This is a genomic window from Rhizobium sp. 42MFCr.1 (genome assembly GCF_000377185.1).
Lineage (GTDB): Bacteria > Pseudomonadota > Alphaproteobacteria > Rhizobiales > Rhizobiaceae > Rhizobium > Rhizobium altiplani.
This window is the reverse complement of sequence record NZ_KB897831.1, coordinates 57,435-83,199: the sequence shown is the minus strand read 5'-3', so window position 1 is coordinate 83,199 and position 25,765 is coordinate 57,435. Positions and strand designations below refer to the sequence as shown.

Genomic DNA, 25,765 nt, shown 5'->3' with positions numbered 1-25,765 from the left:
AGCGCTCAGCGATCGAGCACGGAGCGGACCTCGACGAGGTTCGACCGGACGCGGAGAATATAGAAGCCCATCGTTGCCAGATGGCTCGGCATAAGCCAGCCGTCTTCCCGGCCGTTAGAAATGATTGCCGGCTGGATCTTCAGTGCCGCCTGGAACTGTCTCATTGTTGCGCCAAAGATGGCGCCCAGATTGCGCTCCGCGATAACTTGAGAAAAGTCTGACTGTGCAGCCGCCAGGATGGCGTAATAAGCGTAAAGCTGACCATAGGCGAACCAGAAGCGATCGTCTGCACGTGTATCGAACCAGCCCCGATGATGGTTCTGCGAGCGGTCCGCGAGCACGTCGGAGGTACTGCCGAGATCGTTGGCGATGCGGTCGATGAACTGGATCAGGTTATCCGCCCGCCCATCGAAGATGGCGTTGCAGGCGGCGAGGTCGGTATTGAACTTGCGCAGGCTGTCGAGCGCCGAGCGATAATAGCTCGGCGTCGGTGTCTTCGGTCCGAACGGATCAAGGCCGAAGTACCAGCTGTACTCGTCGAATTGCAGGTTGCCGCGCGCCTTCTGCAGATCGTTATTGATCCCTGACGTCCCGCGGACGCGCCCGAGCGTATCGACGAGTTCGACCGAGGTGCGGCGAACCGCCTGGTTTACGCCCCGCTGGAACGACGCCTTGTTGTCGAGAAACGGCGTGTGATCCCAGTCGATGCCGAAGAAGCCGAAACGGTAGAGAAGCATGGAGGAGATCCACGCATTCTGGTTGACGTTGAAATCGGTCAGGTCGGCTGCGACATCGACGATCGCCGACCGCTGGCAAGTCTTGGCTGCCGCTCCGTCTGTTGACGGCAGCTCCTGGCCGGCAGGAACCTTGCGCTCGGAAAGTCTGTACTCATTCACGAAGGAGGGATTGAAGTTAGACCAGACCTGCGTCTGCCAAATGAAATAGCAATAGAGGACAGCAAGAAGCGCGATCAGACCAAGGATCGGCAAGCGGATCATCCAAGTCCGCTGAACGTACCAGCCGCGGGCAGCGATGAATGGCCAGAAAGCCCAGGCAAAGAAAACCCGCGCCCAGCGTCCGATTGTTCGGCCGATCAGCCTGAAAAAACCGGCGATCCGGTCGAGCATCGTCTTCTCCTTGATAAGTTTGGTCTGCGCACTGACATATGCGCTCGCTCCAGGAAGAACAATATCGTGCTGATATTATTGTTTCTTCGGCCAGAAGCCAGGACGCAGAAAACGGAAGCGCAGTCGCCTGGAGATTTCCGTCGTATCGATGATCGGCACTGCGAAGCCCTCCTCCGGCTCCTGCCCGAAAGCTTCGAACTTGCTCGCGAAGACGGCGTCGGCGGCCCGCTTGCGCTGCTCCAATTCCTGTGGCGCCAGCATGTTGCGCTCAAACAATTCAATCGGACCGGCGATGGCGGGAAAGAGCTCCGCTGAAATCTGAACCTTCGATCCCGGGATGTCGGTGTCGACTTGCGCCTGATAGATCAGCAGCCGCTCTTCGGTGTCTATCAACATCTTGCGCCTGAGGGCGTTGCACTGGCCCACCTGGCTATTCAGCGCATCGACGAAAACCTGGAAGAGATTGATGAAGCGTTCGCGGCGCTGGCTCTCCTCGCGCATTCCGTGTTCCTCATCGGCAACACGGTCGGCCTCCGCTTTCAGCGAGCGCCGCTCTTGTTCCATAAGCTCCCATTCGGCTCTGCTTCCGTATAGGCCGATCCTGCCCTGCGTCGTCAGTGCCTTGGCGTTCAATTCCCGGATGCGAAGGCGGGCGATGTCGATCTTGTCGACAAGCCGACGGCGCTGCTCGACGATGCCGATCAGCCCATGCTCACCCAGCTTGTGAAAGTCGATCGCAATCGTGCGGTAGATCGCGATGACACCTGCCGTGGCTTCGGACTTCACCAGCAGGTCGCGCAGCCGCTCCACGACAGGGGCTGCGCGCACGCGCGCGCTGTGGCGACGCCACATCCGCTGGCGCGAAAAACGACCGATGAATCTTTCGCCGGCGGTCAGGCCACGGAAACCATCGAGATCCGCCGAAATCTTGACCGTCAGCGTGTCGAGGACGAAAACGAGCTCAGCAAGAAGATTGGTCAAGCTCGCGCCGTTTGCAACAAACGCCTGGAAGCGGCCATTCTCGACCAGAAACCGTTCGTCATCGACGGCAGCCGCCTGGCGTGCGAACTCGTTGATGAATTCGACGCAGACCTTGGCTTCAAGACGCAATTGCTCCACGAGCGCTCGCGCGGCTTCGAGCTGGGTATCGAAGGAGAAGGGCTTGCGCACCGGGCGGCTCCATGAATCGGTTATCGCGAACCTAGCGCATAAGCTGCCAAACCGGAATCACTTTGAGGACCGGTCACACCGCCGTGGCGAGCCATCCCCGTTCACTGCATCATCCCAGTGACGCCGGCAGAGCGAGACGTATTTTTCGTTGCCGCCGACATCGATCTGTGCGCCTTCGCGCAGCACCTTTCCATTTGCGTCGAGACGCACCACCATCGTCGCCTTGCGTCCGCAATGGCAGATGGTCCGCACCTCGCGCATCTCGTCGGCAATCGCCAGAAGCTCCTGCGACGCCGGGAAGAGGCGCCCCTGAAAATCAGTTCTCAATCCATAGACCATGACAGGTATATTCATGCGATCGACGACCCGGGCGAGCTGCCAGACCTGCTCGCGCGTCATGAAGTGAGCCTCATCGACAAAGACGCAGGCGATCGGCTCTCCCTCCTTGCCGAGTTCGCCGATCAAGGCCTGGAGGTCAGCTTCCGGTTCGAAGGCGACGGCGCTTGCCTGCAGGCCGATCCGGGAACCGATAATCCCCTTTCCAGCACGCTCGTCGAAGGCCGCAATCAGCAGAACGACACGCATGCCGCGCTCCTCGTAGTTGTAGGCGGCTTGCAGCAGCATCGTCGACTTGCCGGCGTTCATGGTCGAGTAGTTGAAATAGAGCTTTGCCATCGTTTTCTCCGTCGTTCGCTTCTTGGAAGCTCGAAACCGCGAAGAAAAGTCCCTCATTCTGATAGTCACAGGAAATTCAGGACCAAAAATCGCCAAAAACCTTTGAAATCTCAGCACTGGCGGAAAAATGACCCACGTCGCAATCGAGTACTGCAATGCGGCGCAAACGCGCTGAGGTCGCTTGTAAAACTCGGCTATTGGTGCTTGGCTTGGGAACGTAAGACTGGGAGTCTATAAATGAAAACGACAAGCGCATTCAGACTGATCACCGCCACCGCAGTTGCCGCTCTCTCTGTCGCAACCGCTGCACTCGCCGCAGATCCAGACAGTTGTTCCACCGTTCATTTTTCGGACGTCGGCTGGACTGACATCACGTCCACAACGGCGACTGCAGCAGTCGTGCTGAAGGGACTAGGCTATACCCCTGACGTCAAAGTTCTTTCCGTGCCGGTAACCTACCAATCGCTAAAGAACAAGGACATCGACATCTTCCTCGGCAACTGGATGCCGACACAGGAAAAAGACGTTCGCCCCTTCCTTGATGATAAATCGGTCGAATCCTTCGGACCGAATCTCGTCGGCGCAAAATACACATTGGCGACCAACGCCAAGGGCGCTGAGCTCGGCATCAAGGATTTCAAGGATATTGCAGCTCACAAGGATGACCTTGACGGCAAGATCTACGGCATCGAGCCCGGAAACGACGGTAACCGCCTCGTCATGGATCTGATCGAAAAGAACACCTTCGGCCTCAAGGGCATGGAAGTGGTCGAGTCTTCCGAACAGGGCATGCTGGCGCAGGTGGCTCGCTCCGAGAAGGAAGGCAAGCCCGTTGTCTTCCTCGGCTGGGAGCCGCATCCGATGAACGACAACTTCAAGCTGACCTATCTGACCGGTGGTGACGATGTCTTCGGGCCGGACTTCGGCGGCGCGAAGGTTTTCACCAACGTGCGCGCGGGCTATCTCAATGAGTGCCCGAACGTCGGTGCATTGCTCAAGAACATGGTTTTCTCGCTCGAGATGGAAAACCAGATCATGGGCAAGATCCTGAACGACGGCGATGAGCCGGAAAAGGCAGCGACAGAGTGGCTGAAGGCCAATCCTTCCGCGCTTGACCCGTGGCTTGCCGGCGTCAAGGCGCGCGATGACAGCGGCGATGGCCTCGCGGTCGTCAAGAAGAGCCTCGGCCTCTGATAACGACGAGCGGGGCGGCTCGCGCCGCCCCATCTCGCTATCGTCGCGAAATGTTGTTGTTCCTAATGGATAGGCGCTCCCTTGACCTGGCTCACCGACACTAAAATTCCCATCGGCTCCTGGGCGAAAGCCTTCGTGGACTGGCTGACCTCCAACGCCGATTGGTTTTTCAATCAGCTCGCCTTCATTCTGTCCCACGTCATCGACGGGCTGCTTTTCATTCTGCAGAAACCTCACCCACTAATCGTCATCCTCGGGATCGGGGCGATTGCCTACTGGCTCCGTCGCTCGATCGTCGTGGCCGTCTTCACCTGTCTTGGCCTCCTCTTCATCGTGAACCAGGGGTACTGGAAGGAGACGACGGAGACGCTGGCGCTGGTACTCGCCTCAACCTTTGTCAGCATGATCGTCGGCATTCCTCTTGGCATCGCCGCCGCGCGCCGCGCCTGGGTCTATTCCGCCCTGCGCCCGATCCTCGACTTGATGCAGACCATTCCGACATTCGTCTATCTCATTCCTGCACTTATCCTTTTCGGACTCGGCATGGTGCCGGGCTTGATCGCAACCGTGATCTTCGCAATCCCCGCCCCCATCCGCCTCACGCGCCTCGGTATCATCTCGACCCCTTCCTCCCTGGTGGAAGCGGCAGAATCTTTCGGCGCTACGCCGATGCAGGTGCTGCGCAAGGTCGAGCTGCCCTTTGCCATGCCACAGATCATGGCAGGCCTGACGCAGACGATCATGCTATCGTTGTCGATGGTGGTCATCGCCGCGCTTGTCGGCGCCGACGGCCTCGGCGTGCCGGTGGTTCGTGCACTCAATACGGTCAACGTCGCCAAGGGCTTCGAAGCGGGTCTCTGCATCGTCATCCTGGCCATCATTCTCGACCGAATGTTCCGCACTGCGGGTGAAGGAGAAGGCGTATGACTGCGGTCCGTTTCGACAACGTCAGCATCGTCTTCGGCGACAAGCCGGAAAACGCCCTGGTTTTGGCCGATCAGGGCAAGAACCGCGACGAGATCGGTGCTGCGACTGGTCTTGTTCTCGGCGTGGCTGATGCCTCGCTCTCCGTGCAGGAAGGCGAGATCCTCGTCCTCATGGGACTTTCTGGGTCCGGCAAGTCCACCCTCCTGCGGGCCGTAAACGGGCTGGCGCCCGTCGTGCGCGGCGAGGTTTCGGTCGCAACGCCAAACGGCCCCTGCAATCCCTACAAGACCACCGCCAAGGGCCTGCGCGACCTGCGCATGCACACCGTTTCCATGGTGTTTCAGCAGTTTGCCTTGCTGCCGTGGCGAACGGTCGCGGAAAATGTCGGCTTCGGCCTTGAGCTTGCGGGCATGCCCGAGGCCGAGCGCAAGAAGCGCGTGGGCGAACAGCTCGAACTGGTCAACCTGACCAAATGGGCGGACCGCAAGGTCAATGAATTGTCCGGCGGCATGCAGCAACGCGTTGGCCTCGCTCGTGCCTTCGCGACCGGTGCGCCGATCCTGCTGATGGACGAGCCGTTCTCGGCGCTCGATCCGCTTATCCGCACGCGCCTGCAGGACGAGCTTCTCGAGTTCCAGCGGCGGCTGAAGAAGACGATCCTCTTCGTCAGCCACGACCTGGATGAGGCCTTCCGCATCGGCAACCGCATCGCCATCATGGAGGGCGGGCGCATCATCCAATGCGGCACGCCGCAGGAGATCGTCAAAAACCCCGCCGACCAGTACGTCGCCGATTTCGTCCAGCACATGAATCCGATCAGCATGCTGACGGCGCAGGACGTAATGCAGCCAGGCCTCGGCCACGCCGCCGCTGGCGCAAGCGTCAGCGGCACTGCGCGCGCCGAGACACCATTGATCGACATTCTCGATGCACTGTCGCGCCAGCCCGGCAGTATCGGGGTGGTGGAAAACGGCGCGATCATCGGTACCATTTCGGCCCAGGATATCGTTGAGGGTCTGACGCAGCATCGCCGCAAAGAAGAAGCTTGATCCGACCGTCCGCTTCGGTCAGAAAAGTGGACATGAAAGATCAAGCTTCCGTTCTCAGGGAAACGGACGGAGAAGCCCGCAAGCTCGCGCGCACGCTTCTCCGCTCCGCCCGTTATGCTGCAATCGCCGTCCTCGATCCCGAGACCGGCTTCCCATTTGCCAGCCGGGTACTTCTCGGCACCGACATCGATGGCGTTCCCGTCATTCTCGTGTCGGGCCTGTCGACGCATACCCGCGCGCTCGACGCCGATCGCCGTGCGTCGCTTCTGACGGGCGAGCCCGGCAAGGGCGATCCACTGGCCTATCCGCGCTTGACGACCCAATGCCTTGCCGAACTGGTCGAGCGCGACAGCGTCATCCATGCCCGGATTCGCAGCCGCTTCCTCAACCGCCATGCCAAGGCAAAGCTCTATATCGATTTCCCGGATTTCCGCTTCCTCCGGCTGGTGCCGCAATCCGCGAGCCTGAATGGTGGGTTTGGTCGCGCCTATCTTCTTGATGGAGACGACCTGACGATTCGATCCCCCGGGAACGAGAACGTGGCGGCGCAGGCCGATGCGATAGTGCAAGAATTACTAGGTACAAGCCCCGATCTCGCCCCCATGACCGCAGCGAGTTTGAAGGCCGGCAACGGCGGCGATTGGCGCATTTGTGGAGTGGACTGCGCCGGTTTCGATCTGATTTCGGGTGATTTGCTTCTGCGTTGCGAATTCGCTGCCGTCGCAGAGGACATCGAGGACGTTTATTTCCATATATCTAACATAAAATCCGCAATACCTGAAATTTAGCTATATACAATCTTGACGCCGTATTGATAGTTTTCGCCGTCCGGCATTGAGCGGGAACATGCGTTTTTGAAATTAGTTTCACATCGGGAAGAAGATATGGACACAATCGATTTAACCGCCAATGCGAATATTGCCGCTGCGCTCTTGTCCGCAATGGCAAACCCGAAAAGGCTTCTCATTCTCTGCAACCTCGTGAAGGGCGAAATCCCGGTCGGTGCGCTGGCGCAGGAGGTTGGCTTGAGCCAGTCCGCGCTGTCGCAGCACTTGTCAAAGCTGCGCGCCCAGAAACTGGTGAAGACGCGCCGCGACGCCCAGACGATCTACTACTCCAGCAGCTCCGAGCCGGTCCTCAGGATCCTCGAAGCCCTCACCGACATCTACTCTGTTCAAAGCCAGGCAAAGTCCGCGGCGTAAGGACAAGCTGACATAATGTCAGCTGATAAGCCCCACTGCCGTGAAATGCATCCGGAATAGTGTGGCAACCTCATTTCAGCACGTTTACATACTTTTAGACCGGCAGCGATGCCGGTCTATTTTTTGCGCGTACCTCCGATGCAACGGCCTGACGGCAATGTCAGCGGCTTGACGCCCGAAGAACCGCTGATAATTTGACCGGGCAGTAAAAAAACCGCATCAGCCAATACTGGGAAGGGCCTCCGAAACGGCCATGGAGAACAGCATGTCCAATCGCCTCAATACCACGCCAAACGACCTTCGGGCCTTTTGGATGCCCTTCACTGCGAACCGCCAGTTCAAGAAGGAGCCGCGTCTTTTCGTCAGCGCCAAGGACATGTACTACCAGACCCATGACGGCCGTCAGGTGCTCGACGGCACCGCCGGCCTCTGGTGCGTGAATGCTGGCCACTGCCGGCCGAAGATCACCGAAGCGATCCGCGAACAGGCTGGTGAGCTCGACTACGCGCCGGCCTTCCAGCTCGGCCACCCCAAGGCGTTCGAACTCGCGAACCGCCTCGTCGACATCGCGCCCGAAGGCATGGACCACGTTCTCTACACCAATTCGGGGTCTGAATCGGTCGAGACGGCGCTGAAGGTCGCCCTCGCCTACCATCGTGTGAAGGGGAACGGCTCGCGCTTCCGTCTGATCGGCCGCGAACGCGGCTATCATGGGGTCAACTTCGGTGGCATCTCCGTCGGCGGCATCGTTTCCAACCGCAAGATGTTCGGCACGCTGCTGACGGGCGTCGACCACATGCCCCACACGCATCAGCCGGGCAAGAACGCCTTCACCCGCGGCCAGCCCGAGCATGGCGGCGACTTGGCGACCGAGCTCGAGCGCATCGTCACGCTACACGACGCTTCGACGATTGCCGCCGTCATCGTCGAGCCGATTGCCGGTTCGACCGGCGTGCTGATCCCGCCGAAGGGCTACCTGCAGAAGCTCCGCGAAATCTGCACCAAGCACGGCATCCTGTTGATCTTTGACGAAGTCATCACCGGCTTTGGCCGCCTCGGCGCGCCGTTCGCTGCCCAGTACTACGACGTCAAGCCGGACATGATCACCACCGCAAAGGGCCTGACCAACGGTGTGATTCCTATGGGCGCGGTCTTCGTGACCGCAGAGATCCATGACGCGTTCATGAGCGGCCCCGAGCACATGATCGAGTTCATGCACGGTTACACCTACTCCGGCAACCCGATCGCCTGCGCCGCAGCACTCGGCACGCTCGACACATACAAGGAAGAAGGCCTCCTGACCCGCGCCGCCGAGCTCTCGGATTACTGGGCCGACGGGCTGCACTCCCTGAAGGACTGCCCGAATGTCATCGACATCAGAAACACCGGCCTGATCGGCGCGATCGAGCTCGATCCGATCGCCGGCGAGCCGACCAAGCGCGCCTTTACCGCCTTCCTGAAGGCCTATGAGAAGGGCCTGTTGATCCGCACTACCGGCGACATCATCGCGCTCTCGCCGCCGCTCATCATCGAAAAGCACCACATCGACGAGCTCTTCGGAAAACTGCGCGAAATTTTGCAAAATAACATCTAAACGACGCGTTTTCGGGGCCCGCTTTTGTCAAATCAGGCAAAAGCGGGCCCTATTTCTTTATCTTCTTGCGAAATCGACGGTAAATTCCTAAGAAACTTGCAAAGCGTCCGTCGAAGCCAAATATGGAGGGCGGGTGTTTCGGCGCGCGGCTGCTCATCGTCTCTTGGCGCATCCCCCTGCAAGGGTTGTTGACGATCTGGGCTCGCCGCCGCGGCACTTAAATCGCGGGTTTTGATACCCACCCAAGGAGAAAGAAAATGAGTCTGAAGACTTTGTCGGCGGCCCTCGTCGCCTCGCTTGCCTTTGCGCCGCTCGCCCATGCTGACGTCACCATCGGCCTCATCGCGCCGCTGACTGGCCCCGTTGCCGCCTATGGCGATCAGGTGAAGAATGGCGCGCAGGCTGCTGTTGACGAGATCAACAAGAAGGGCGGCATCCTCGGCGAGAAAGTCATCCTCAAATATGCCGACGATGCCGGCGAACCCAAGCAGGGCGTTTCCGCTGCAAACCAGCTCGTCGGCGACGGTATCCGCTTCGTCGTCGGCCCGGTCACCTCGGGCGTCGCGATCCCGGCTTCCGACGTTCTTGCTGAGAACGGCGTGCTGATGGTCACCCCGACGGCAACCGCACCAGACCTCACCAAGCGTGGCCTCGCCAACGTCCTGCGCACCTGCGGTCGCGACGACCAGCAGGCCGAAGTCGCCGCCAACTACGTCCTGAAGAACTTCAAGGACAAGCGCGTTGCGATCATCAACGACAAGGGCGCCTACGGTAAGGGCCTGGCCGATTCATTCAAGGCCACACTGAATGCTGGCGGCATCAAGGAAGTGCTCGACGACTCCCTGACCCCTGGCGACAAGGATTTCAGCGCGCTGACCACCCGTCTGAAGGCCGAGAACGTCGATGTCGTCTATTTCGGCGGCTATCACCCGGAAGGCGGCCTGCTGGCCCGCCAGCTGCATGACCTGTCCGTCAAGGCCGTCATCATCGGCGGCGACGGCCTCTCGAACAGCGAGTTCTGGAACATCGGTACCGACGCAGCCGGCGGCACGATCTTCACCAATGCCATGGATGCGACCAAGAGCCCGGATTCGCAGGCAGCTGCAGATGCGCTGAAGGCCAAGGGCATCCCGGCCGAAGCCTTCACGCTCAACGCCTACGCCGCAGTCGAAGTCCTGAAGGCAGGTATCGAGAAGGCTGGCAGCGCTGAGGATTCCGAAGCAGTCGCCAAGGCGCTGAAGGGCGGCGAAGCGATCCCGACGGCAATCGGCAAGTTGACCTACGGCGAAACCGGCGACCTGACTTCGCAGAGCTTCGCGCTCTACAAGTGGGAAGCTGGCAAGATCGTTCCGGCCGAATAAGCCTTCGATCTTCCGATTTCGATCGCCGGGCGTCCCTCTGGGGCGCCCGGTTTTCGTTTGTGGACCGGCCGACAAAGCCGATCTCGCTTTGTCAGACACATGGGCTATAACTGGTGAAACGCCAGCACGAGGATGCCATGACCGCCAAGCTCGAACGCCTTATCGACCAAGGGACGGGCCGCCTGCCCGCCGACATCGTTCTGAAAGGCGGACGCTTCTTCGACCTCGTGACCGGCGAACTGGTGGCATCCGATGTCGCGATCGCACAGGATCGTATCGTCGGCACGTGCGGCAGCTACGACGGCGAAACCGAGATCGATATCTCGGGCAAGATCGTGGTGCCGGGCTTCATCGATACGCATCTCCACATCGAGTCGTCGCTGGTGACGCCGCACGAATTCGACCGCTGCGTCCTGCCCTATGGCGTAACGACAGTCATCTGCGACCCGCACGAGATTGCAAATGTTCTCGGCACCGAAGGCATTCAGTATTTCCTCGATTCGTCCCTCGAAACGATCATGGACATCCGTGTCCAACTCTCCTCCTGCGTGCCCGCCACGCATCTGGAAACATCGGGCGCAGATCTGCCGATCGAACGTCTCCTTCCATTTCGCCATCATCCGAAGGTCATCGGCCTCGCCGAGTTCATGAACTTCCCCGGTGTGATCCACAAGGATCCCATCTGCATGGCCAAGCTCGATGCCTTCCAGGGGCAGCATATCGACGGCCACGCCCCCCTGCTCTCGGGCAATGACCTGAATGGCTACCTCTCCGCCGGCATCCGCACAGAGCATGAATGCACCAGTGCTGCCGAAGCGCTAGAAAAGATGCGCAAGGGCATGCATATCCTCGTGCGCGAGGGTTCCGTGTCGAAGGATCTGGCGGCCCTGATGCCCATCATCACCGAGCGCCTGTCGCCGTACCTCGCCCTTTGCACTGATGACCGCAATCCCCTCGACATCGCCGAGCAAGGCCATCTCGACTACATGATCCGGACCGCGATCAAGAACGGCGTCGAGCCGCTGGCCATTTATCGCGCCGCGTCGATCTCGGCTGCCCGTGCCTTCGGCCTGAGGGACCGCGGTCTCGTAGCCCCCGGCTGGCGTGCAGACCTCGTGGTCATCGACAGCCTCGAAAACTGCCGCGCAGATCTCGTCTTTGCCGCTGGGCGCCAAGTGACCCCAGAGCTTTTCGCCACGCGCAAGCCCGTCGAACCGGTCGGCCTTGATAGCGTCAAGGCCCGGCCCGTCAACGCCGCGCACTTCGGCGTTCCCGTCGCCGACGGCGAAACCCCTGTGATCGGCGTCACGCCCGGCAAGATCATCACCGAACATCGCCGCTACCGGCTACCGGTGAAGGGCAACCAGACTGACGTCGATCTCGGCAATGACATCATCAAGGTCGCCGTCATCGAGCGGCACGGCAAGAACGGCAACCATGCCAATGGTTTCGTCCAGGGCTTCGGCCTGAAGAAAGGTGCGATCGCCTCGACCGTCGGGCATGACAGTCACAACATCTGCGTCGTCGGCGTCAGCGAGGATGACATGGCCCTCGCCGCCAATCGCCTCGGCGAAATCAACGGCGGCTTCGTTGTCGTCGAGGATGGCAAGGTCACCGGCGAGATCGCCCTGCCCATTGCCGGCCTGATGAGCCTCGAGACCTACGAGACGGTGCGCGACACGCTCCACCATCTACGCAAGGCCGCCTACGCGCTCGGCACGACGCTTGAGGAACCCTTCCTGCAGGTGGCCTTCCTGCCGCTCCCGGTCATTCCGCACCTGAAGATCTCGGATCGCGGAATGGTGGACGTCGACAAGTTCGCCCTCGTCGGGTGAGCGTCTAGCCAGCCACCCGTGCGCAGAATGCATCGAGTGCGGCCAGCTTGATTGGACCGGTTCCGGCTGCCGCCGCGAAGCCCGGCATCGCCAGCCGTTCTCCGATCACCATTCCGGCCGGCGGCATGAACTGCGCGGGCTTGCGCGTCAGGTTGAAGACGAAGAGCAGCTTCTCGCTTCCCTTGCTGCGCGTGAAGGCGAGAAGGTCCTGATTGGTACCGATGAATTCCATAGTGCCATTGAGCAAAGCCGGGTGGCTTTTCCGGAAATTGAGCGTCTGCCGGTAGTGGTGCAACACGGAATTCGGATCGCTCTCCTGCGTATCGACGGAAAGCGCCGCCTGCTCATAAGGCACCGGCAACCATGACTTCTCGGCGCTCGTAAAGCCAGCATGCGCCTTGGCAGCCTCCCAGGGCATCGGAGTGCGGCATCCGTCACGTCCCTTGAACGCCGGCCAGAAGCGGATGCCATAGGGATCACGCAGATCCTCGAAGGCGAGCTCGGCCTCGGGAAGCCCAAGTTCTTCTCCTTGGTAGAGGCAGATCGAGCCGCGCAGCGTCGCCAGCACAGACATGGCGAGCTTGGCGATCACGGGCCGCTCTGCTGCCGTCTTGGCAAAGCGGCTCAGATGACGGTTGACGTCGTGGTTCGAGAACGCCCAGCATACCCACCCATCGGCAACCGATTTCTGGAAGGCATCGACGCAGTTTCGAATATGCGTCGCGGTAAAGTCCGGTCCGAGCAGGTCGAAGGTGTAGCACATGTTCAGCTTGTCGCCGCCGCCCGTATAGGCGGCGACGGTCTTCAGCGAGCGGGCACCGTCGCCGACCTCGCCGACCGTCGCGCGCGCCTCGTAGCGATCAAGCAGCGCCCGGAACCGCCGGAGGAAGCCGACATTCTCCGGCTGCGTCTTGTCGTAGAGGTGGTTCTGCATGCCGTACGGGTTGGTATCCGGCGCATCGAGACCGGTATCGCTCTCATCGGGCGCATGCGGAGGGTTGTCGCGAAGCAGCCTGTCGCAGAAGTAATAATTGACAGTGTCGAGGCGGAAGCCGTCGACGCCGCGGTCGAGCCAGAACTTCACGGTGGCAAGCACGGCATCCTGAACCTCCGGACTGTGGAAGTTGAGATCCGGCTGCGAGGTCAGGAAGTTATGCTGGTAATACTGCCGGCGCACGCCGTCCCATTCCCATCCTGGTCCACCGAAGATCGAGAGCCAGTTGTTGGGGGCCGTCCCATCCCGTTTCGGGTCCGCCCACACATACCAGTCCGCCTTGGGATTGGTCCGGCTCGAGCGGCTTTCGACAAACCAGGGATGAACATCGGAGGTATGGGAAATGACCTGATCGATGATGATCTTGAGGCCGAGCCCATGGGCGGCCGCCATCATTTCATCGAAATCATCAAGCGTGCCAAAGATCAGATCGACATCGCAATAATCCGAAACATCGTAACCCATGTCGGCCATGGGTGACTTGAAGAACGGCGACAGCCAGATCGCATCTACGCCAAGGTTGGCGATATAGGGCAATCTCCGGGTAATGCCCTTCAGGTCTCCGAGACCATCTCCGTTGGTATCCTGAAAGGATCGCGGATAGACCTGATAAATGACAGCACCCCGCCACCAGTCCGCCGTCTTGCCTGCAACCGACATCAGCCAATCATCTCCCGCATCACGCAATCATGCCAAGACTAAAGCGGGCGCGCCAAAAAACAACCTTCAGCCGGGATCCGTCGCACATCCAAGTTTCTGCATTCTGCGCTTTATCTTGTCGCGGCGCTTGATGTCCTTGCTCGGTAGCTTGCCGCCCACGGAGTTGCGCTCCTGCATGGCGAGTGTCTGGCAATCCATCTTTCGGCCCTTGCCTCCGCCGCGTGCGAAAGCGGGAATAGCTGAGAGGGATAGTCCCGCGATAAGTGAAATGGCGATCAGAGAAACTGGGATCTTCTGCATGAACATATCCCCATAGCTACGCGCGTCATTATGCGCCCCGTCCACACGGTCAACAAATCCGGCCTAATGCCGCAGGCACATGCCGCTCTCGGCTTGTCAGGAAGGTGCTCTGCGCGTATCAGCGAAACGGGAAAATTCAGGGAGGCTTTCTGTGAGCGGGCGTTTTTTATCGATCGGTGAATGCATGGTGGAGCTTTCGCAGGCAGGCGCCGGATTGCTACGCAAGGGCTTTGCCGGCGATACGCTGAACACCGCCTGGTATGCTCGCGCCTGCCTGCCGGCAGATTGGTCGGTGGAGTATTTTACCGCGCTCGGCGACGAAGCCATGTCCGATGAGATGATCGCCTTCTACAAGCAGGCTGGCATCGGCACGGAATTTATCAGGCGCATCAAGGGTAAAGCGCCCGGTCTCTACATGATCAGCCTCAAGGACGGCGAGCGCTCCTTCAGCTACTGGCGCGACAACTCGGCCGCCCGCCAGCTGGCAGCCGATGCGGAGCTCCTGCGCGAGGCGATCGAGGCATGCGACGTCATCTATTTCTCCGGCATCACACTTGCGATCCTGTCTCGCAATGACGCCGATACGTTGCTCGCCGAAGTCCGTCGCGCCAAGGCCGCCGGCAAGATCGTGGCCTTCGACCCCAATATCCGCCCGCGGCTTTGGTCCGGCTATGACGTGATGCATGCGACGATCAGCGAAGGTGCGCGCGCCTCGTCCCTGGTGCTGCCGAGTTTTGACGACGAAGCAACGCACTTCGGCGACGTCTCGATCGCTGCGACGATCCAGCGGTATCGCACGCTTGGCGCGACCGATGTGGTCGTTAAGAACGGCGCAGAGGGAGCGACCCTGAGCTTCGACGGCGTGGAGAGCTTCGTCCCAGCCGAAAAGGTCGAACAGGTCGTCGACACGACCAGCGCCGGCGACAGTTTCAACGGCGCATTTCTCGCCCGCTATCTCGAAACGAAGGACGCCCCTGCTGCAGCGGCGTTTGCCGCGAAGGTCGCCGCACGCGTGGTTAGCGAACACGGCGCCCTCGTCGCATGGGAAAAGCTCGGCATCGACAAGACCTGAGCAACATCGAACGATCGGCGCAGTGCGACTGTAATATTTCCATCATCGACGACCGCCAGAATGTGAGGCGCGGGAATCGAGTCTCCGGGTCAGCCGGGAATTGGGCCGGCGCCCCCGCGGGCGCGGCATGGATGGGATTGGGGCGTGCTGCAACATATGTCGGATGTTGGAGGCAACGAAGGCCGGTATGCATCTCGGCTGGGCATGGCGGAACGGCTGGTGATTGTCAGCGATGCCTGGCATCCGCAGGTCAACGGCGTCGTCCGTTCGATCGAGAACACCAATCGCGAACTGGCGAAGATGGGCATCGACGTGGCGATGGTGACGCCGCAGGGCTTTCACAGCGTGCCCTGCCCCACGTATCCCGAAATTCGTCTCTCGATAGCGAGCTACCGCCGCGTCGCGCGCGAGATCAAGAAACACATGCCCTCCTACGTTCATATCGCGACGGAGGGCCCGTTGGGACTGACGGCGCGGCGCTGGTGCCTGAAGAATCGCATGCCTTTCTCCACCAGCTACCACACCCGCTTTCCGGAATACGTTTCGGCTCGCCTGCCCATACCGAAGAGCTGGCTTTACGCCTTCGTTCGCTGGTTTCACAACTCGGGCGCCGGTTGCATGGTCGCGACCCCAAGCCTCGCGCGCGAACTCTCCGAAAAGGGCATTCGAAACCTCATGCCGTGGAGCCGCGGCATTGATGCCGATCATTTCCGCCCCATGCCCCCGGAAGATGCGCCGTTCAGCCTTACCCGCCCGATCTTCATGACAGTCGGCCGCGTTGCCCTGGAAAAGAACCTGCCGGCCTTCCTGGATCTCGACCTGCCCGGATCGAAGGTCGTCGTCGGTGACGGGCCGGCCCGCACGGAACTCGAGAAACGCTATCCCGATGTGCATTTCACCGGCCTAAAAGTCGGCGAGGAGCTGGCAAAGGCCTATGCCCAGGCCGATGTCTTCGTCTTCCCGTCGCTGACGGATACGTTCGGCAATACGATCCTCGAGGCCCTCGCGTCAGGCGTTCCCGTGGCCGCCTACCCTGTCACCGGCCCGTTCGACATCATCGGAGACGACAACGAAGTCGGAGCACTCGACGACGACCTGAAAACGGCCTGCCTGACGGCATTGTCTGCTTCCCGCGAGAAAGCACGCGAACTCGCGCTTCAATATTCCTGGGAAGCGGCAACCACGCAGTTCATCAACAACATCCGCGCTGCCAACGGTGTCATTACGCCGAAATGGAAAAAGGCCTGGCAATTTGCCGCCAAGTCGCTGCCAAGAACGAAAAAGCCCGGCGAAGCCGCCGGGCCTGTCTCTTCGGGAACCTGAAGGCGTTACTTGCTGAGCGCCTCGCGCAGCGTCTGGCTGGCGACCGAGACCGCGCTGCGCACTGCCGGTGTCTCGGCAATGGCGTTCAGAAGCACGAAGTCATGGATCGTACCGTTGTAGCGGATGGAGGTTACCTTGACGCCGGCTTGCGTCAGCTTGCGGCCATAGGCCTCGCCTTCGTCGCGCAGCACGTCGTTCTCATCGGTAATAATCAATGCCGGCGGCAAGCCCTTCAGTTGGTCGAGCGATGCCTGGAGCGGCGAAGCGGTCGGCTCCTTGCGCTTGGCTTCGTCAGGCAGATAGGCGTTCCAAAACCACTTCATGGCCTCCTTGGTCAGCCAGGGACCATTGGCGAACTGGTTGTAGGAGCCGGTCTCGAAGTTGGCGTCGGTCACGGGATAGAACATGACCTGCTGATCGATTGCGGGACCGCCCCGCTCCTTGGCTAGAAGGGTCACTGCTGCCGTCATGTTGCCACCGACGCTATCGCCGGCCACTGCCAGGCGGCTCGCATCGACGTTGAATTCCTTCTGATGCTCAGCGACGTATTTCGTAGCGGCATAGGCCTGCTCGATCGCGATCGGATAGCGTGCCTCAGGCGAGCGCTCATAATCAACGAAGACGACGGCGGCCTTGGCGCCGTTGGCGATCTCGCGAACGAGCCGGTCATGCGTCTCGGCATCGCCGAGAACCCAGCCGCCACCGTGGAAATACATCACGACGGGCAACTTGCCCTTCGCGCCTTCCGGACGGACGACGCGCAGCTTGATGCTGCCGGTCGGACCAGCCTTGATCGTGAGGTTCTCTTCCTTGGCGGCGAGTTTCTTGACATCGCCCTTCTGCGCTCCGGCAAGTACGTCGCGGGCGTCGGACGGAGACAGCGTGTAGATCGGCTTGGCGCCGGCCAGCGCGTCGATGAACTTCTGCGTCGTCGGTTCCAATACCGGATCGGCAGCGGCGCCGAATGTGGTGGCTGCCAGGATCGTGGCTGCGGAGAGTGCGGTCTTGATGGTCGACATTGTCCAGTCCTCTTGGTTGCGGTTCGTCGTGAACACACCATTTGTTTATCGCACTATTGTTTATCGCACGATAAACATTCTGGCATAACTCCTATGCAACAAACTTGATTGCGATTATTTATTGCGCGATATAATTAGATCATTTCCGGAGAACACGACATGAGCGACGATCTCAACCTCGACGATTTTATGTGCTTCGCCCTCTACACCGCGAACCACGCGATGAACCGCGTCTACAAGCCGATGCTTGACGCACTGGATCTCACATACCCGCAATATCTGGTAATGGTCACTCTCTGGAAGGAAGACAGACAGACTGTCGGCGGCATCGGCGAGAAGCTGCATCTCGAGTCGAGCACCCTTACCCCCCTCCTCAAACGCATGGAAGCGACCGGCTACATCAAGCGGCAGCGCGGCAAGGAGGACGAGCGTGTCGTCATTATTGGCCTGACTGAGGAAGGCCGCGAACTCAGGAAGCGTGCGGCATCCATTCCCGGCTGCATTCTGGATGCATCGGGCCGGGAATTTGCAGAACTGAAGCGGCTGGCGGCAGATATCATCACACTACGCGATACGCTGTCGCGTTATGAGACGTAAGATTGCTCGCTTGATCAGCTCCGTCTTTTCTTCGATTCGTACGGATTTTCGGGCGAGCGGTAGTGAATGCGGATCGGCACGCTCGGCATGTCGAAATCGTTGCGCAAGCCATTGATCAGATAACGCGTATAGGATTCCGGCAACGCGTCCGAGCGCGTGCAGGAGATCATGAAGGCCGGCGGGCGAGCCTTCACCTGCGTCATATACTTGAGCTTGATACGGCGACCGGAGACTGCCGGTGGCGGATGCTGAACCTGCTGCTGCTCCAGCCAACGGTTGAGGCGAGCGGTCGAGATGCGCTTGTTCCAGACCTTGTCCGTATCGATGATCGACTGCATCAGCTTGTCGAGCCCGCGACCCGTCTGGCCGGAGATCGGTACGGCGCGGATTCCTCGCGCCTGCGGCAGCAGCCGGTCGGTCTTTTCGCGCAGGTCCGCGAGAACCGCCTGCGGCTCCTCGATCATGTCCCACTTGTTGAAGGCGAGCACGGCAGCCCGGCCCTCGCGCAGCACGAGATCGACGATGTGCAGATCCTGTTTCTCGAAGGGGATCGTCGCGTCAAAGACGATGACGACAAGTTCGGCGAAGCGGATAGCGCGGAGCGTATCTGCAACCGAAAGCTTTTCCAGCTTCTCGATCACCTTGGCCTTGCGGCGCATGCCTGCCGTGTCGAACATCTTGATGGTGCGGCCGCGCCAGTCCCATTCAACCGAGATGGAGTCGCGTGTGATTCCGGCTTCCGGTCCGGTCAGCAACCGGTCCTCACCCAGGAAGCGGTTGATCAGGGTCGACTTGCCGGCATTCGGGCGGCCGACGATCGCCACACGCAGCGGCTTGGTGTCGTCGTATACGGGTTCTTCCTCTTCCTCGCCTTCCTCGCCGGACGACTGAGGGATATCGACGTCGGTGACGGCGACATCTTCCTTCGGCGGAAACGCCCGGTCTTCGCCAAGCGCGGCAACGATCGCATCCCTAAGATCGAGCATCCCCTGCCCGTGCTCCGCCGAGATCGGAGTCGGCTCGCCAAGGCCGAGCGAATAAGCGTCGTAAAACCCAGCGTCCGAGCCGCGAGCTTCCGACTTGTTGGCCACGAGCACGACCGGCTTGCCGCGACGACGCAGCATTTCCGCGAGCGCCGTGTCGACAGGCGTCAGGCCCGTCTTGGCATCGACGACGAACAGAGAAAGGTCGGCTTCATCGATCGCCGCTTCGGTCTGGGCGCGCATGCGGCCCTGCAGGCTCTCTTCATGGGCCTCTTCAAGACCGGCGGTATCAACGATGGTGAAACGCAGGTCGACGAGCCGCGCCTCGCCGGGGCGACGGTCGCGGGTGACACCCGGCGTGTCGTCGACAAGCGCCAGCTTCTTCCCAACCAGGCGGTTGAAAAGCGTCGACTTGCCAACATTCGGGCGACCGACGATGGCGACCGTGAAGCTCATTGATATTCCTTACTTTCAGCCCTGTGCGGCGGGCGCCTTGCCGGATGCGGTGATGTTATCAAGCATCATCTGGGCGCGATTGGCAACATTGCGCGGGCTCTGCGCGTCGTCGGCGATCGCCTGGAACCACTGGCGTGCCTGCGGCATGTTGCCAGCCTTGTAGGCAGCAAGGCCGAGTGCTTCGCGGGCGGAGTGACGGAAGGCGTTGCCGGGAACAGCCATTTCCTCAACCTGGGCCGAGACCTGTTCGTAGGTGCCACCTTCGATCAGCAGCCAGCCGGCGCGCATTCTGGCGGCATCGCGCACAGCTGCCGGCGCGGCGTTATCCTTGCCGATCACCTCAAAGGCCGCCACAGCACCCGCCGTATCGCCCTTCTGGGCGAGAACGCTTGCGGCACGCATCCGCGCGAGGATCGGATAGGCTCCGTGGCCTTCCTTTTCGAGCGTCTCAAGCGCTGCCAGCGCCTCGTCGTGCTTGTTCTCGTCGGCGAGTTTCATGGCAGCGATAAACTTGTCACCCGCGCCGGAGGACTGGTTGTCGTCCCAATATTCATAGACCTTGTAGCCGACGGTGCCGAGAACGATCAGGACGGCGAGCGCGATCAGGTAGCGGCCGAACCGGCGCCATGCGCCTTTCACCTGGTCGGAACGCAGTTCCTCATTAACTTCACGAATGAAGCTGTCGTCGTTGAATGCCATTCTCGTCTCCGGCCGCGGATATGCTTCGGCATGCGGGTTGCACGCACATTGTGGCGCCTTCTACCCCATTTTTCAGCAGTTGTAAGGGGGATTGGAAAGATTCGTCACATAACGATCGGAGCCACGCCAATCAATAGCTCGTGCAGCTTGAACGTGATGAGCGCCCAGGCGATCGCGCCGATGATGACGGCATAGAGATCATACTTGCCCGAGACGAACGGACGAAGGGTGAGCTCGCCGGCGCGCTCACGACGCTTCAGCGCAATCCGCAGGATCACACCCCATGCCAGGAAAGCACCAAACAGCAGTACCGAAGAGGTCTCGCCATTGGCCAGCAGGTGCGAGAAGGCCCAGATCTTCACCGAAAGCACCATCGGATGCTTCGCCTTGACGGCGATATACCCCGCCGGCAGCAGCGCGGCGACCAGACAGATCATTGCGAGCAGCATCAGGGTCAGGGTGATGTGCGCCATCCAGACCGGCGGCGTGTAGAGCAAGCCGGTCACCTGACGGGCCTGACCAAAGCCGTAAATCAGCAGGATCAGCGCGAGAATGCTGACGATGGAATACGCCAGCTTCCAGCCGTTCTCGCCGAGACTATCGATCATGGACTGTCGAAAGCCGGGCGCGATGACGCGTATGAGATGAAGTCCGAGGAAAATGATGATGCCGACGATAAGCAATGTCATGGCGATCTCCTGTGCGTTTTCCGAGACTTAGCCGGAGCCGCGCAAAAACGCCAGCGTCACCGCAGCTTCGCCGCATTTCTGTAACAGGAAAGCCGCAAACAAATTCTCGCGGTGTCCATGTTTCGTTCTTTTTTCCAGGCCTCCCTCGCCCTCTCTTTGTTTATTCCAGGCACAGCGGGCGCTGTCGACCAGCCGAAACAGCTGGTGATGATCTCGTTCGACGGTGCGCACGACAATGCGCTCTGGCAGAAAAGCCGTGAGATGGCCGCCAAGAACGGCGCCCATTTCACCTACTTCCTCTCCTGCACCTTCCTGATGAACCAGGCGACCAAGAAGGCCTATCAGGCGCCGCACCAGAAGCTTGGCAAATCCAATGTCGGCTTTGCCCAGGGCGACGACGAGATTCGCGAGCGGCTCGGCAACATCTGGCACGCCCACCTCGAGGGGCACGACATCTCGAGCCACGCCTGCGGCCACTTCGATGGACGGCAGTGGAGCGAGGCAGATTGGGGCAAGGAGTTCGCCACCTTCCAAGCCACCTTGAAAAATGCCTGGAAGAGCGTCGACCTCGAAGAACCCAAGGGCTGGCAGGATCTGGTCGACCATGGCATCCACGGCTTCCGCGCGCCCTATCTCTCGGCAACGCCGGGCGCCGATATGATCGCCGCGGAAAGGAAGGCCGGTTTCACCTATGACGCCAGCCTGGTGACCAAGGGGCCGACCCTGCCGGTCGAGGAAAACGGCATCATCCGCTTCGGCCTGCCACTGATCCCCGAGGGCCCGCGCGAAAAACCGATCATCGGCATGGACTACAACCTCTTCGTTCGCCACTCCAACGGCGAGGAAGACAAGGCCGATTCGAAGGCATTCGAAGACCGCTCCTATGCCGCCTTCAAGGAAGCCTTCGACAAGCAGTATTCAGGCAGCCGCATCCCGCTGCAGCTGGGCTTTCACTTCGTCGAGATGAACGGCGGCGCCTATTGGCGCGCGCTCGACCGGCTGGTCAGCGATGTCTGCCGTCGCGCGGACGTAGCCTGCGTCAGCTATTCGAAGGCGATCCCGATGATCGAAGCGCGGGGTAAGCTGCAGGACCAGACGCAAACATCGGGTCTTTAAGCAGGCATTGCCATCCCTTCCGCCTTTTGCCGGCGCGGCCATCTGGTCCGTTTGCAATTAGCGCTTACGCGACTACCTTCTGTCCTACGCCACCCTCCTCGTAGTGGCGGAGAGAAGACGACCGGGAGCTAGTCATGTGCCGGAATATCAAACCCCTCTTCAATTTCGATCCGCCAGCAACGGACGAGGAGATCCATGATGCGGCGCTTCAGTTCGTGCGGAAGCTGAGCGGAACGACCAAACCATCGAAACGCAATGAGGCGGCGTTCGAACGTGCGGTCAATTCGATCGCGAAATGCGCCCACGAGTTGCTTGATTCACTGGAGACTTCCCAGCCTCCTCGTGACCGTGAAGAAGTGGCCGCAAAGGCTCGCGCGAGAACAGCGATGCGGTTCGCCTAAGAGGGCCTCACAGCCGACGACTCTAGCCGTCGGCGTGAACGATGCCAGCCTCGCGCTCCAGATAGCGTTGGTCGATATCCGGCAGCGGCTCGCCTTCGATCGCGGATTCGAAGGTGCGAAGGCGCTTGTAGATCGACAACAGCTCGACGATGGTCGTCCAGGAATTGACGAGATACTGGAACGAGCCGCGCACCTGGTCGAAGACGTTGTTGATCTGCGTCATCAAGCCGAGCGTCAGCTTGCCGGCGACGATCGACGGCACGAGCACGATCAGGCTGAAGAGGTTATCCGCCTGCAGATAGAAGATGCGGGCGACGTTGAAATACATGTAGTGGAAATAGAGCCGGAAATAGTTGCGGCGCACATTGGCGAAAAGCTCGGCGACAGTCGGCGGCGTCGCGCGGTCGGCATGGTCTTCGCCGTAGACGAGTTCCTTGCGGTAGGAGGCTTCGACGCGCTGGTTGCGGAACTCGAGGCCCGGCAGCTTGATGCCGACCAATCCGAGGAAGACTGTTCCGAAGATCGACCAGAAGATTGCGGCCCAGACGAGCGCGTGCGGCACCTCGCCGATCAGCGGCAACTCGGTGATATTAGCGCCGATCTTGAATAGCACCGGCAGAAAGGCGATCAGCGTCATGACCGAGCTGACGAGGCTGACGCCAAGGCTTTCGACCGTGGAGGAAAAGCGCATCGTGTCTTCCTGGACACGCTGCGAGGCGCCCTCGATGTGCCTGAGCTTCGGCCAGTGTGCCATGTAGTATTCGTTCATCGCCGTGCGCCAGCGGAAGATCCAATGGCTGACGAAGAAGAGGTTGAGCACGCCGACGGTGATCGCCACGAAGGCGATGCCGGCAAAGCCCAACATGCCGAGGTAGAGTTGCATTGCGGTCACCGGCGCCGTCTTTGCGAGCGCCTGCTGGATCAGGTCATAGAACGGTCCATACCACGCATTGATGGCGACGCTCACCTGAACCGAAAAGTAGGTGTTGAAGATGATCAGTGCCGAGCCGAGCACCGACCACATCTGCCAGCGATGCGGGCTGTAGGTAAACCAGAAGGCGGCGAAGAGCGCCACGGCCAAAGCATAATAGATGTAGAACCACAGGAACGGAGCCGACCAGAAGACCGAAACACCGATTGGAGCCTCCGCCCCTGGAGCCAGCGGCGGGAGGCCGATCACCGAGCCTAGGCCGGAACCCACGAAATACCAAAAGAGAACGGCCAGAAGTGCCCAAGCAACAGCTGAGATGAAGAAAAGCCTGGGCCTGGGGAAATACGATACGAACACGGGAGAGCTTGCTTTCCTGAACTGGAGTCTTCGGTGTCTCTAAACAGACAGATTGCGGCGAAAACTACGGCAGTTCGCAAAGAGCGGCAATGGCCTCACCCCATTGTTACGCACTTGTAACGCGCTATGACAGCTTTTTGGCGACCGGCATCACCAGCATTGCGCACACCAGCAGCGCCGCCGCGGCAGCGTAAGTCGGCGTCGTAAAGCTGCCGGTTCGCTCTGCCATCCAGCCAGCAACAATGGGGCCCACAATCTGCCCGACTCCGAATGCTGCCGTCATCGTCGCCAATATCCGGCGCGGGCTGGCCGGCGAAAGTTTACGGCCGATCTGCAGGCCATAGGCGGTGATCGCGAGGAAGGTCGCTCCAAACAACGCTCCCCCAATCAGCGGCGCAACAGAGTGCGGCAGTAGAACAGTCGCCAACACACCGACCGCCTCGATAAGCAGCGCCGCCACGTAGACCCAGCCCAATCCTAGCGGACGGACGAACGGCTTCCATGCAAAAAGCGCGACCGAAGCTGTCAGGCCGGCGATGAACCAGCAGAGAAACTCAACCATCGGCCCGGCGGCATCCATGCGCGCGATCGTCACCAGAAATGTGCCTGTAATCACATAGCCGAACCCGAACAGGCCATAGGACGCCGTGACAAGCAGCATCGGCAGGCTCCAAGCGATCCGCGGTTCCTTGCCGGTCTGTGCCGCGGCAGCCGGGCCCGACGGCAGCAGCCACCAGACTGCCAGCAGGCTGAGAGCCGAATAGATCGCGCCTCCAACCCAGGACGCCCGCCAGGCGTCGCTGCTTCCATCAAAGAACAACCCGACCAGCAGAACCATCACCGATGAAAGCGCGATGCCGGCACCCGGGCCGCCGAAATGGGCTGCCTGCACATGGTCGTTACCGGCCATGGCTCCGTGGCTAAGTACAATCTGCGAACTGAATACGAGAGCAAAGGCACTCGCAACACCCGCCAGGAAGCGGATGACTGCAAAGACCATGACGGATGTCGTCGTGGCCATGGCAGCAAGAAGCAATGCTGTCGCCGCAAGCGCAAGGAGTGCGACCTTGCGCTCACATCCTGTTGCCCACCCGTAGGCGGCGAGAACAGCGCCCACCAGATAGCCGACGAAGTTCGCAGAGGCGATGAAGCCGGCATCGGCGGCCGAGAGCGGCACGCCGCTGATCATGCTCGGCAGGATCGGCGTGTAGGAAAAGCGTCCAAAGCCCATCGCGGCGGCCATGGCGATGGCGCCTGCAAGGCCAGTTCGAAACAAGTTTTCGGGGAAAGTTTCATTGCGTGCCAACATGGCGTGTTTATCGCGCTGCAACACGGCGCCGACAATCAAGAATTTCTGATCGATTGATCAATCTCACGAAATCATAAAGCCAGCCCTTGAAAGCGACTATCTTACGATATATGTTTTACGACATAGTGGAAGATACATCTTAAGAGTGACCTATGAGAGGTTTTAGAGGCGGAATGATGGGTGGTGGCGGTTTTCGCATGGGGCGGAAATTCGCATCAGGCGACCTGCAACTGGTGATCCTGGCCTTGCTGGTGGAGCAGCCCCGCCACGGCTACGAATTGATCAAGCTCTTGGAAGAGCGTTCGGGCGGCTTCTATGTTCCAAGCCCCGGCGTAATCTATCCGGCGCTAACCTACCTGGAAGAAACCGGCCTTGCCGACGTGGAGAGCGAAGGCACCAAGAAGCTCTACCGCATCACGGAGAGCGGCCGCAGGCTCGTCGAGGAGAACCAGTCGATGATCGACATGACGCTCGGAAAGCTGGAGAAAATCGGCGCGAAGATGGCGCATGTCCGCAAGATTTTCGACCCAGAAAGCCGCAATGGCGATCGGGACGAGGACGCATTTCCGGAAGACAAAAGCGAAGTCGCAGCTGCACGAATGCTGCTGAAATCGGCCCTCCGGCTCCGCTTTCCCTGGTCGAAGGACGAGGCCAAGCGCATCGCCGGCATTCTGGAGCGCGCGGCCGGCGAAATTCTTGCCGGCGGACGTTCGGGCGAGTGAGGC

24 protein-coding genes and 1 pseudogene are annotated in these 25,765 nt (G+C 60.3%); 14 read left to right on the top strand and 11 right to left on the bottom strand.

Annotated elements, in window-relative coordinates:
* Window positions 1–5 precede the first annotated feature (5 nt).
* The 3 genes and pseudogenes from C934_RS0115510 to C934_RS31995 all read right to left on the bottom strand — a co-directional run bounded on the left by C934_RS0115510 (window position 6) and on the right by C934_RS31995 (window position 2,972).
* On the bottom strand, window positions 6–1,127 hold the full coding sequence (locus tag C934_RS0115510) for a DUF2333 family protein (protein ID WP_018857572.1): 1,122 nt from the start codon (window positions 1,125–1,127) through the stop codon (window positions 6–8).
* Window positions 1,128–1,202: 75 nt separating this feature from the next.
* Window positions 1,203–2,297: a hypothetical protein gene (locus tag C934_RS0115505; RefSeq protein ID WP_018857571.1), complete on the bottom strand. Its 1,095-nt coding sequence runs from the start codon at window positions 2,295–2,297 to the stop codon at window positions 1,203–1,205.
* A 73-nt stretch (window positions 2,298–2,370) separates the two neighbouring features.
* Window positions 2,371–2,972, bottom strand: a pseudogene (locus tag C934_RS31995) (thymidine kinase).
* Between the two features lie 237 nt (window positions 2,973–3,209).
* Between C934_RS31995 and C934_RS0115495 the strand changes: the two are divergent.
* From C934_RS0115495 to ade, 8 genes are all read left to right on the top strand, one after another.
* A complete protein-coding gene (locus tag C934_RS0115495; protein ID WP_018857569.1) occupies window positions 3,210–4,166 on the top strand; it encodes a choline ABC transporter substrate-binding protein in 957 nt (318 codons plus the stop codon).
* Window positions 4,167–4,247: 81 nt separating this feature from the next.
* The gene (gene choW, locus C934_RS0115490; RefSeq protein ID WP_018857568.1) at window positions 4,248–5,093 is read left to right on the top strand and encodes a choline ABC transporter permease subunit; all 846 of its coding nucleotides are present in this window, start codon (window positions 4,248–4,250) and stop codon (window positions 5,091–5,093) included.
* Window positions 5,090–6,142, top strand: a complete 1,053-nt coding sequence (gene choV, locus C934_RS0115485; RefSeq protein WP_018857567.1) for a choline ABC transporter ATP-binding protein — start codon at window positions 5,090–5,092, stop codon at window positions 6,140–6,142. Before choW ends, choV begins: the two co-directional genes overlap by 4 nt.
* A 32-nt stretch (window positions 6,143–6,174) precedes the next feature.
* On the top strand, window positions 6,175–6,930 hold the full coding sequence (locus C934_RS0115480; RefSeq protein ID WP_018857566.1) for a HugZ family pyridoxamine 5'-phosphate oxidase: 756 nt from the start codon (window positions 6,175–6,177) through the stop codon (window positions 6,928–6,930).
* Window positions 6,931–7,026: 96 nt separating this feature from the next.
* Window positions 7,027–7,344: an ArsR/SmtB family transcription factor gene (locus C934_RS0115475; protein WP_018857565.1), complete on the top strand. Its 318-nt coding sequence runs from the start codon at window positions 7,027–7,029 to the stop codon at window positions 7,342–7,344.
* Window positions 7,345–7,609: 265 nt separating this feature from the next.
* Window positions 7,610–8,938 carry an aspartate aminotransferase family protein gene (locus C934_RS0115470; RefSeq protein WP_018857564.1) on the top strand — a complete coding sequence of 443 codons (1,329 nt, stop codon included), beginning with the start codon at window positions 7,610–7,612 and terminating at the stop codon, window positions 8,936–8,938.
* A 257-nt stretch (window positions 8,939–9,195) separates the two neighbouring features.
* Window positions 9,196–10,299 (top strand): branched-chain amino acid ABC transporter substrate-binding protein, encoded by a 1,104-nt coding sequence (locus C934_RS0115465; protein ID WP_018857563.1) that lies wholly within the window; start codon window positions 9,196–9,198, stop codon window positions 10,297–10,299.
* A gap of 137 nt (window positions 10,300–10,436) precedes the next feature.
* Entirely contained in the window at window positions 10,437–12,134 is a 1,698-nt protein-coding gene (gene ade / locus C934_RS0115460) for an adenine deaminase (RefSeq protein ID WP_018857562.1), read from the top strand.
* Between the two features lie 4 nt (window positions 12,135–12,138).
* Here ade and bglA read toward each other — a convergent pair whose 3' ends face one another.
* Together bglA and C934_RS0115450 are read right to left on the bottom strand one after the other, a co-directional pair.
* Window positions 12,139–13,788, bottom strand: a complete 1,650-nt coding sequence (gene bglA / locus C934_RS0115455) for a beta-galactosidase BglA (RefSeq protein ID WP_018857561.1) — start codon at window positions 13,786–13,788, stop codon at window positions 12,139–12,141.
* Window positions 13,789–13,854: 66 nt separating this feature from the next.
* Complete coding sequence (locus C934_RS0115450) at window positions 13,855–14,088, bottom strand: hypothetical protein (RefSeq protein WP_018857560.1); 234 nt, start codon at window positions 14,086–14,088, stop codon at window positions 13,855–13,857.
* Window positions 14,089–14,239: 151 nt separating this feature from the next.
* Here C934_RS0115450 and C934_RS0115445 point away from each other — a divergent pair, with 151 nt between their 5' ends.
* Together C934_RS0115445 and C934_RS0115440 are read left to right on the top strand one after the other, a co-directional pair.
* The gene (locus C934_RS0115445; protein WP_018857559.1) at window positions 14,240–15,160 is read left to right on the top strand and encodes a sugar kinase; all 921 of its coding nucleotides are present in this window, start codon (window positions 14,240–14,242) and stop codon (window positions 15,158–15,160) included.
* A 156-nt stretch (window positions 15,161–15,316) separates the two neighbouring features.
* On the top strand, window positions 15,317–16,483 hold the full coding sequence (locus C934_RS0115440; RefSeq protein WP_083929858.1) for a glycosyltransferase family 4 protein: 1,167 nt from the start codon (window positions 15,317–15,319) through the stop codon (window positions 16,481–16,483).
* A gap of 5 nt (window positions 16,484–16,488) precedes the next feature.
* Here C934_RS0115440 and C934_RS0115435 read toward each other — a convergent pair whose 3' ends face one another.
* Window positions 16,489–17,502, bottom strand: a complete 1,014-nt coding sequence (locus tag C934_RS0115435; RefSeq protein ID WP_018857557.1) for an alpha/beta hydrolase — start codon at window positions 17,500–17,502, stop codon at window positions 16,489–16,491.
* A gap of 159 nt (window positions 17,503–17,661) precedes the next feature.
* Here C934_RS0115435 and C934_RS0115430 point away from each other — a divergent pair, with 159 nt between their 5' ends.
* Complete coding sequence (locus tag C934_RS0115430) at window positions 17,662–18,099, top strand: MarR family winged helix-turn-helix transcriptional regulator (RefSeq protein WP_018857556.1); 438 nt, start codon at window positions 17,662–17,664, stop codon at window positions 18,097–18,099.
* A 14-nt stretch (window positions 18,100–18,113) separates the two neighbouring features.
* Here the strand turns inward: C934_RS0115430 and der are convergent, their stop codons facing one another.
* The 3 genes from der to C934_RS0115415 form a co-directional block, all read right to left on the bottom strand.
* Window positions 18,114–19,538, bottom strand: coding sequence for a ribosome biogenesis GTPase Der (der, locus tag C934_RS0115425; protein WP_018857555.1), 1,425 nt, complete (start codon window positions 19,536–19,538; stop codon window positions 18,114–18,116).
* A 15-nt stretch (window positions 19,539–19,553) separates the two neighbouring features.
* Window positions 19,554–20,237, bottom strand: a complete 684-nt coding sequence (locus C934_RS0115420) for a tetratricopeptide repeat protein (RefSeq protein ID WP_018857554.1) — start codon at window positions 20,235–20,237, stop codon at window positions 19,554–19,556.
* A gap of 104 nt (window positions 20,238–20,341) precedes the next feature.
* The gene (locus C934_RS0115415; RefSeq protein WP_018857553.1) at window positions 20,342–20,926 is read right to left on the bottom strand and encodes an NnrU family protein; all 585 of its coding nucleotides are present in this window, start codon (window positions 20,924–20,926) and stop codon (window positions 20,342–20,344) included.
* 117 nt (window positions 20,927–21,043) lie between these two features.
* Between C934_RS0115415 and C934_RS0115410 the strand changes: the two genes are divergently transcribed.
* Window positions 21,044–22,042 (top strand): polysaccharide deacetylase, encoded by a 999-nt coding sequence (locus C934_RS0115410; RefSeq protein ID WP_018857552.1) that lies wholly within the window; start codon window positions 21,044–21,046, stop codon window positions 22,040–22,042.
* 134 nt (window positions 22,043–22,176) lie between these two features.
* Window positions 22,177–22,443, top strand: a complete 267-nt coding sequence (locus C934_RS0115405; RefSeq protein ID WP_018857551.1) for a DUF2277 domain-containing protein — start codon at window positions 22,177–22,179, stop codon at window positions 22,441–22,443.
* Between the two features lie 22 nt (window positions 22,444–22,465).
* Here C934_RS0115405 and sbmA read toward each other — a convergent pair whose 3' ends face one another.
* Window positions 22,466–23,731, bottom strand: coding sequence for a bacteroid development protein BacA (gene sbmA / locus C934_RS0115400; RefSeq protein WP_018857550.1), 1,266 nt, complete (start codon window positions 23,729–23,731; stop codon window positions 22,466–22,468).
* Window positions 23,732–23,855: 124 nt separating this feature from the next.
* Window positions 23,856–25,064, bottom strand: a complete 1,209-nt coding sequence (locus tag C934_RS0115395) for a YbfB/YjiJ family MFS transporter (protein WP_025660435.1) — start codon at window positions 25,062–25,064, stop codon at window positions 23,856–23,858.
* A 128-nt stretch (window positions 25,065–25,192) separates the two neighbouring features.
* On the opposite strand from C934_RS0115395, the gene C934_RS0115390 reads away from it, so the two are divergent.
* Complete coding sequence (locus C934_RS0115390; protein ID WP_026371824.1) at window positions 25,193–25,762, top strand: PadR family transcriptional regulator; 570 nt, start codon at window positions 25,193–25,195, stop codon at window positions 25,760–25,762.
* Window positions 25,763–25,765: the final 3 nt, after the last annotated feature.

Bases quoted from the DNA above. Each gene is read 5' to 3' on its own strand.
- C934_RS0115510 (WP_018857572.1), bottom strand. From the start codon at position 1,127: ATGCTCGACCGGATCGCCGGTTTTTTCAGGCTGATCGGCCGAACAATC.
- C934_RS0115495 (WP_018857569.1), top strand. From the start codon at position 3,210: ATGAAAACGACAAGCGCATTCAGACTGATCACCGCCACCGCAGTTGCC.
- choV (WP_018857567.1), top strand. From the start codon at position 5,090: ATGACTGCGGTCCGTTTCGACAACGTCAGCATCGTCTTCGGCGACAAG.
- C934_RS0115480 (WP_018857566.1), top strand. From the start codon at position 6,175: ATGAAAGATCAAGCTTCCGTTCTCAGGGAAACGGACGGAGAAGCCCGC.
- C934_RS0115475 (WP_018857565.1), top strand. From the start codon at position 7,027: ATGGACACAATCGATTTAACCGCCAATGCGAATATTGCCGCTGCGCTC.
- C934_RS0115470 (WP_018857564.1), top strand. From the start codon at position 7,610: ATGTCCAATCGCCTCAATACCACGCCAAACGACCTTCGGGCCTTTTGG.
- C934_RS0115465 (WP_018857563.1), top strand. From the start codon at position 9,196: ATGAGTCTGAAGACTTTGTCGGCGGCCCTCGTCGCCTCGCTTGCCTTT.
- ade (WP_018857562.1), top strand. From the start codon at position 10,437: ATGACCGCCAAGCTCGAACGCCTTATCGACCAAGGGACGGGCCGCCTG.
- bglA (WP_018857561.1), bottom strand. From the start codon at position 13,788: ATGTCGGTTGCAGGCAAGACGGCGGACTGGTGGCGGGGTGCTGTCATT.
- C934_RS0115450 (WP_018857560.1), bottom strand. From the start codon at position 14,088: ATGCAGAAGATCCCAGTTTCTCTGATCGCCATTTCACTTATCGCGGGA.
- C934_RS0115440 (WP_083929858.1), top strand. From the start codon at position 15,317: ATGTCGGATGTTGGAGGCAACGAAGGCCGGTATGCATCTCGGCTGGGC.
- C934_RS0115435 (WP_018857557.1), bottom strand. From the start codon at position 17,502: ATGTCGACCATCAAGACCGCACTCTCCGCAGCCACGATCCTGGCAGCC.
- C934_RS0115430 (WP_018857556.1), top strand. From the start codon at position 17,662: ATGAGCGACGATCTCAACCTCGACGATTTTATGTGCTTCGCCCTCTAC.
- der (WP_018857555.1), bottom strand. From the start codon at position 19,538: ATGAGCTTCACGGTCGCCATCGTCGGTCGCCCGAATGTTGGCAAGTCG.
- C934_RS0115420 (WP_018857554.1), bottom strand. From the start codon at position 20,237: ATGGCATTCAACGACGACAGCTTCATTCGTGAAGTTAATGAGGAACTG.
- C934_RS0115415 (WP_018857553.1), bottom strand. From the start codon at position 20,926: ATGACATTGCTTATCGTCGGCATCATCATTTTCCTCGGACTTCATCTC.
- C934_RS0115410 (WP_018857552.1), top strand. From the start codon at position 21,044: ATGTTTCGTTCTTTTTTCCAGGCCTCCCTCGCCCTCTCTTTGTTTATT.
- C934_RS0115405 (WP_018857551.1), top strand. From the start codon at position 22,177: ATGTGCCGGAATATCAAACCCCTCTTCAATTTCGATCCGCCAGCAACG.
- C934_RS0115390 (WP_026371824.1), top strand. From the start codon at position 25,193: ATGAGAGGTTTTAGAGGCGGAATGATGGGTGGTGGCGGTTTTCGCATG.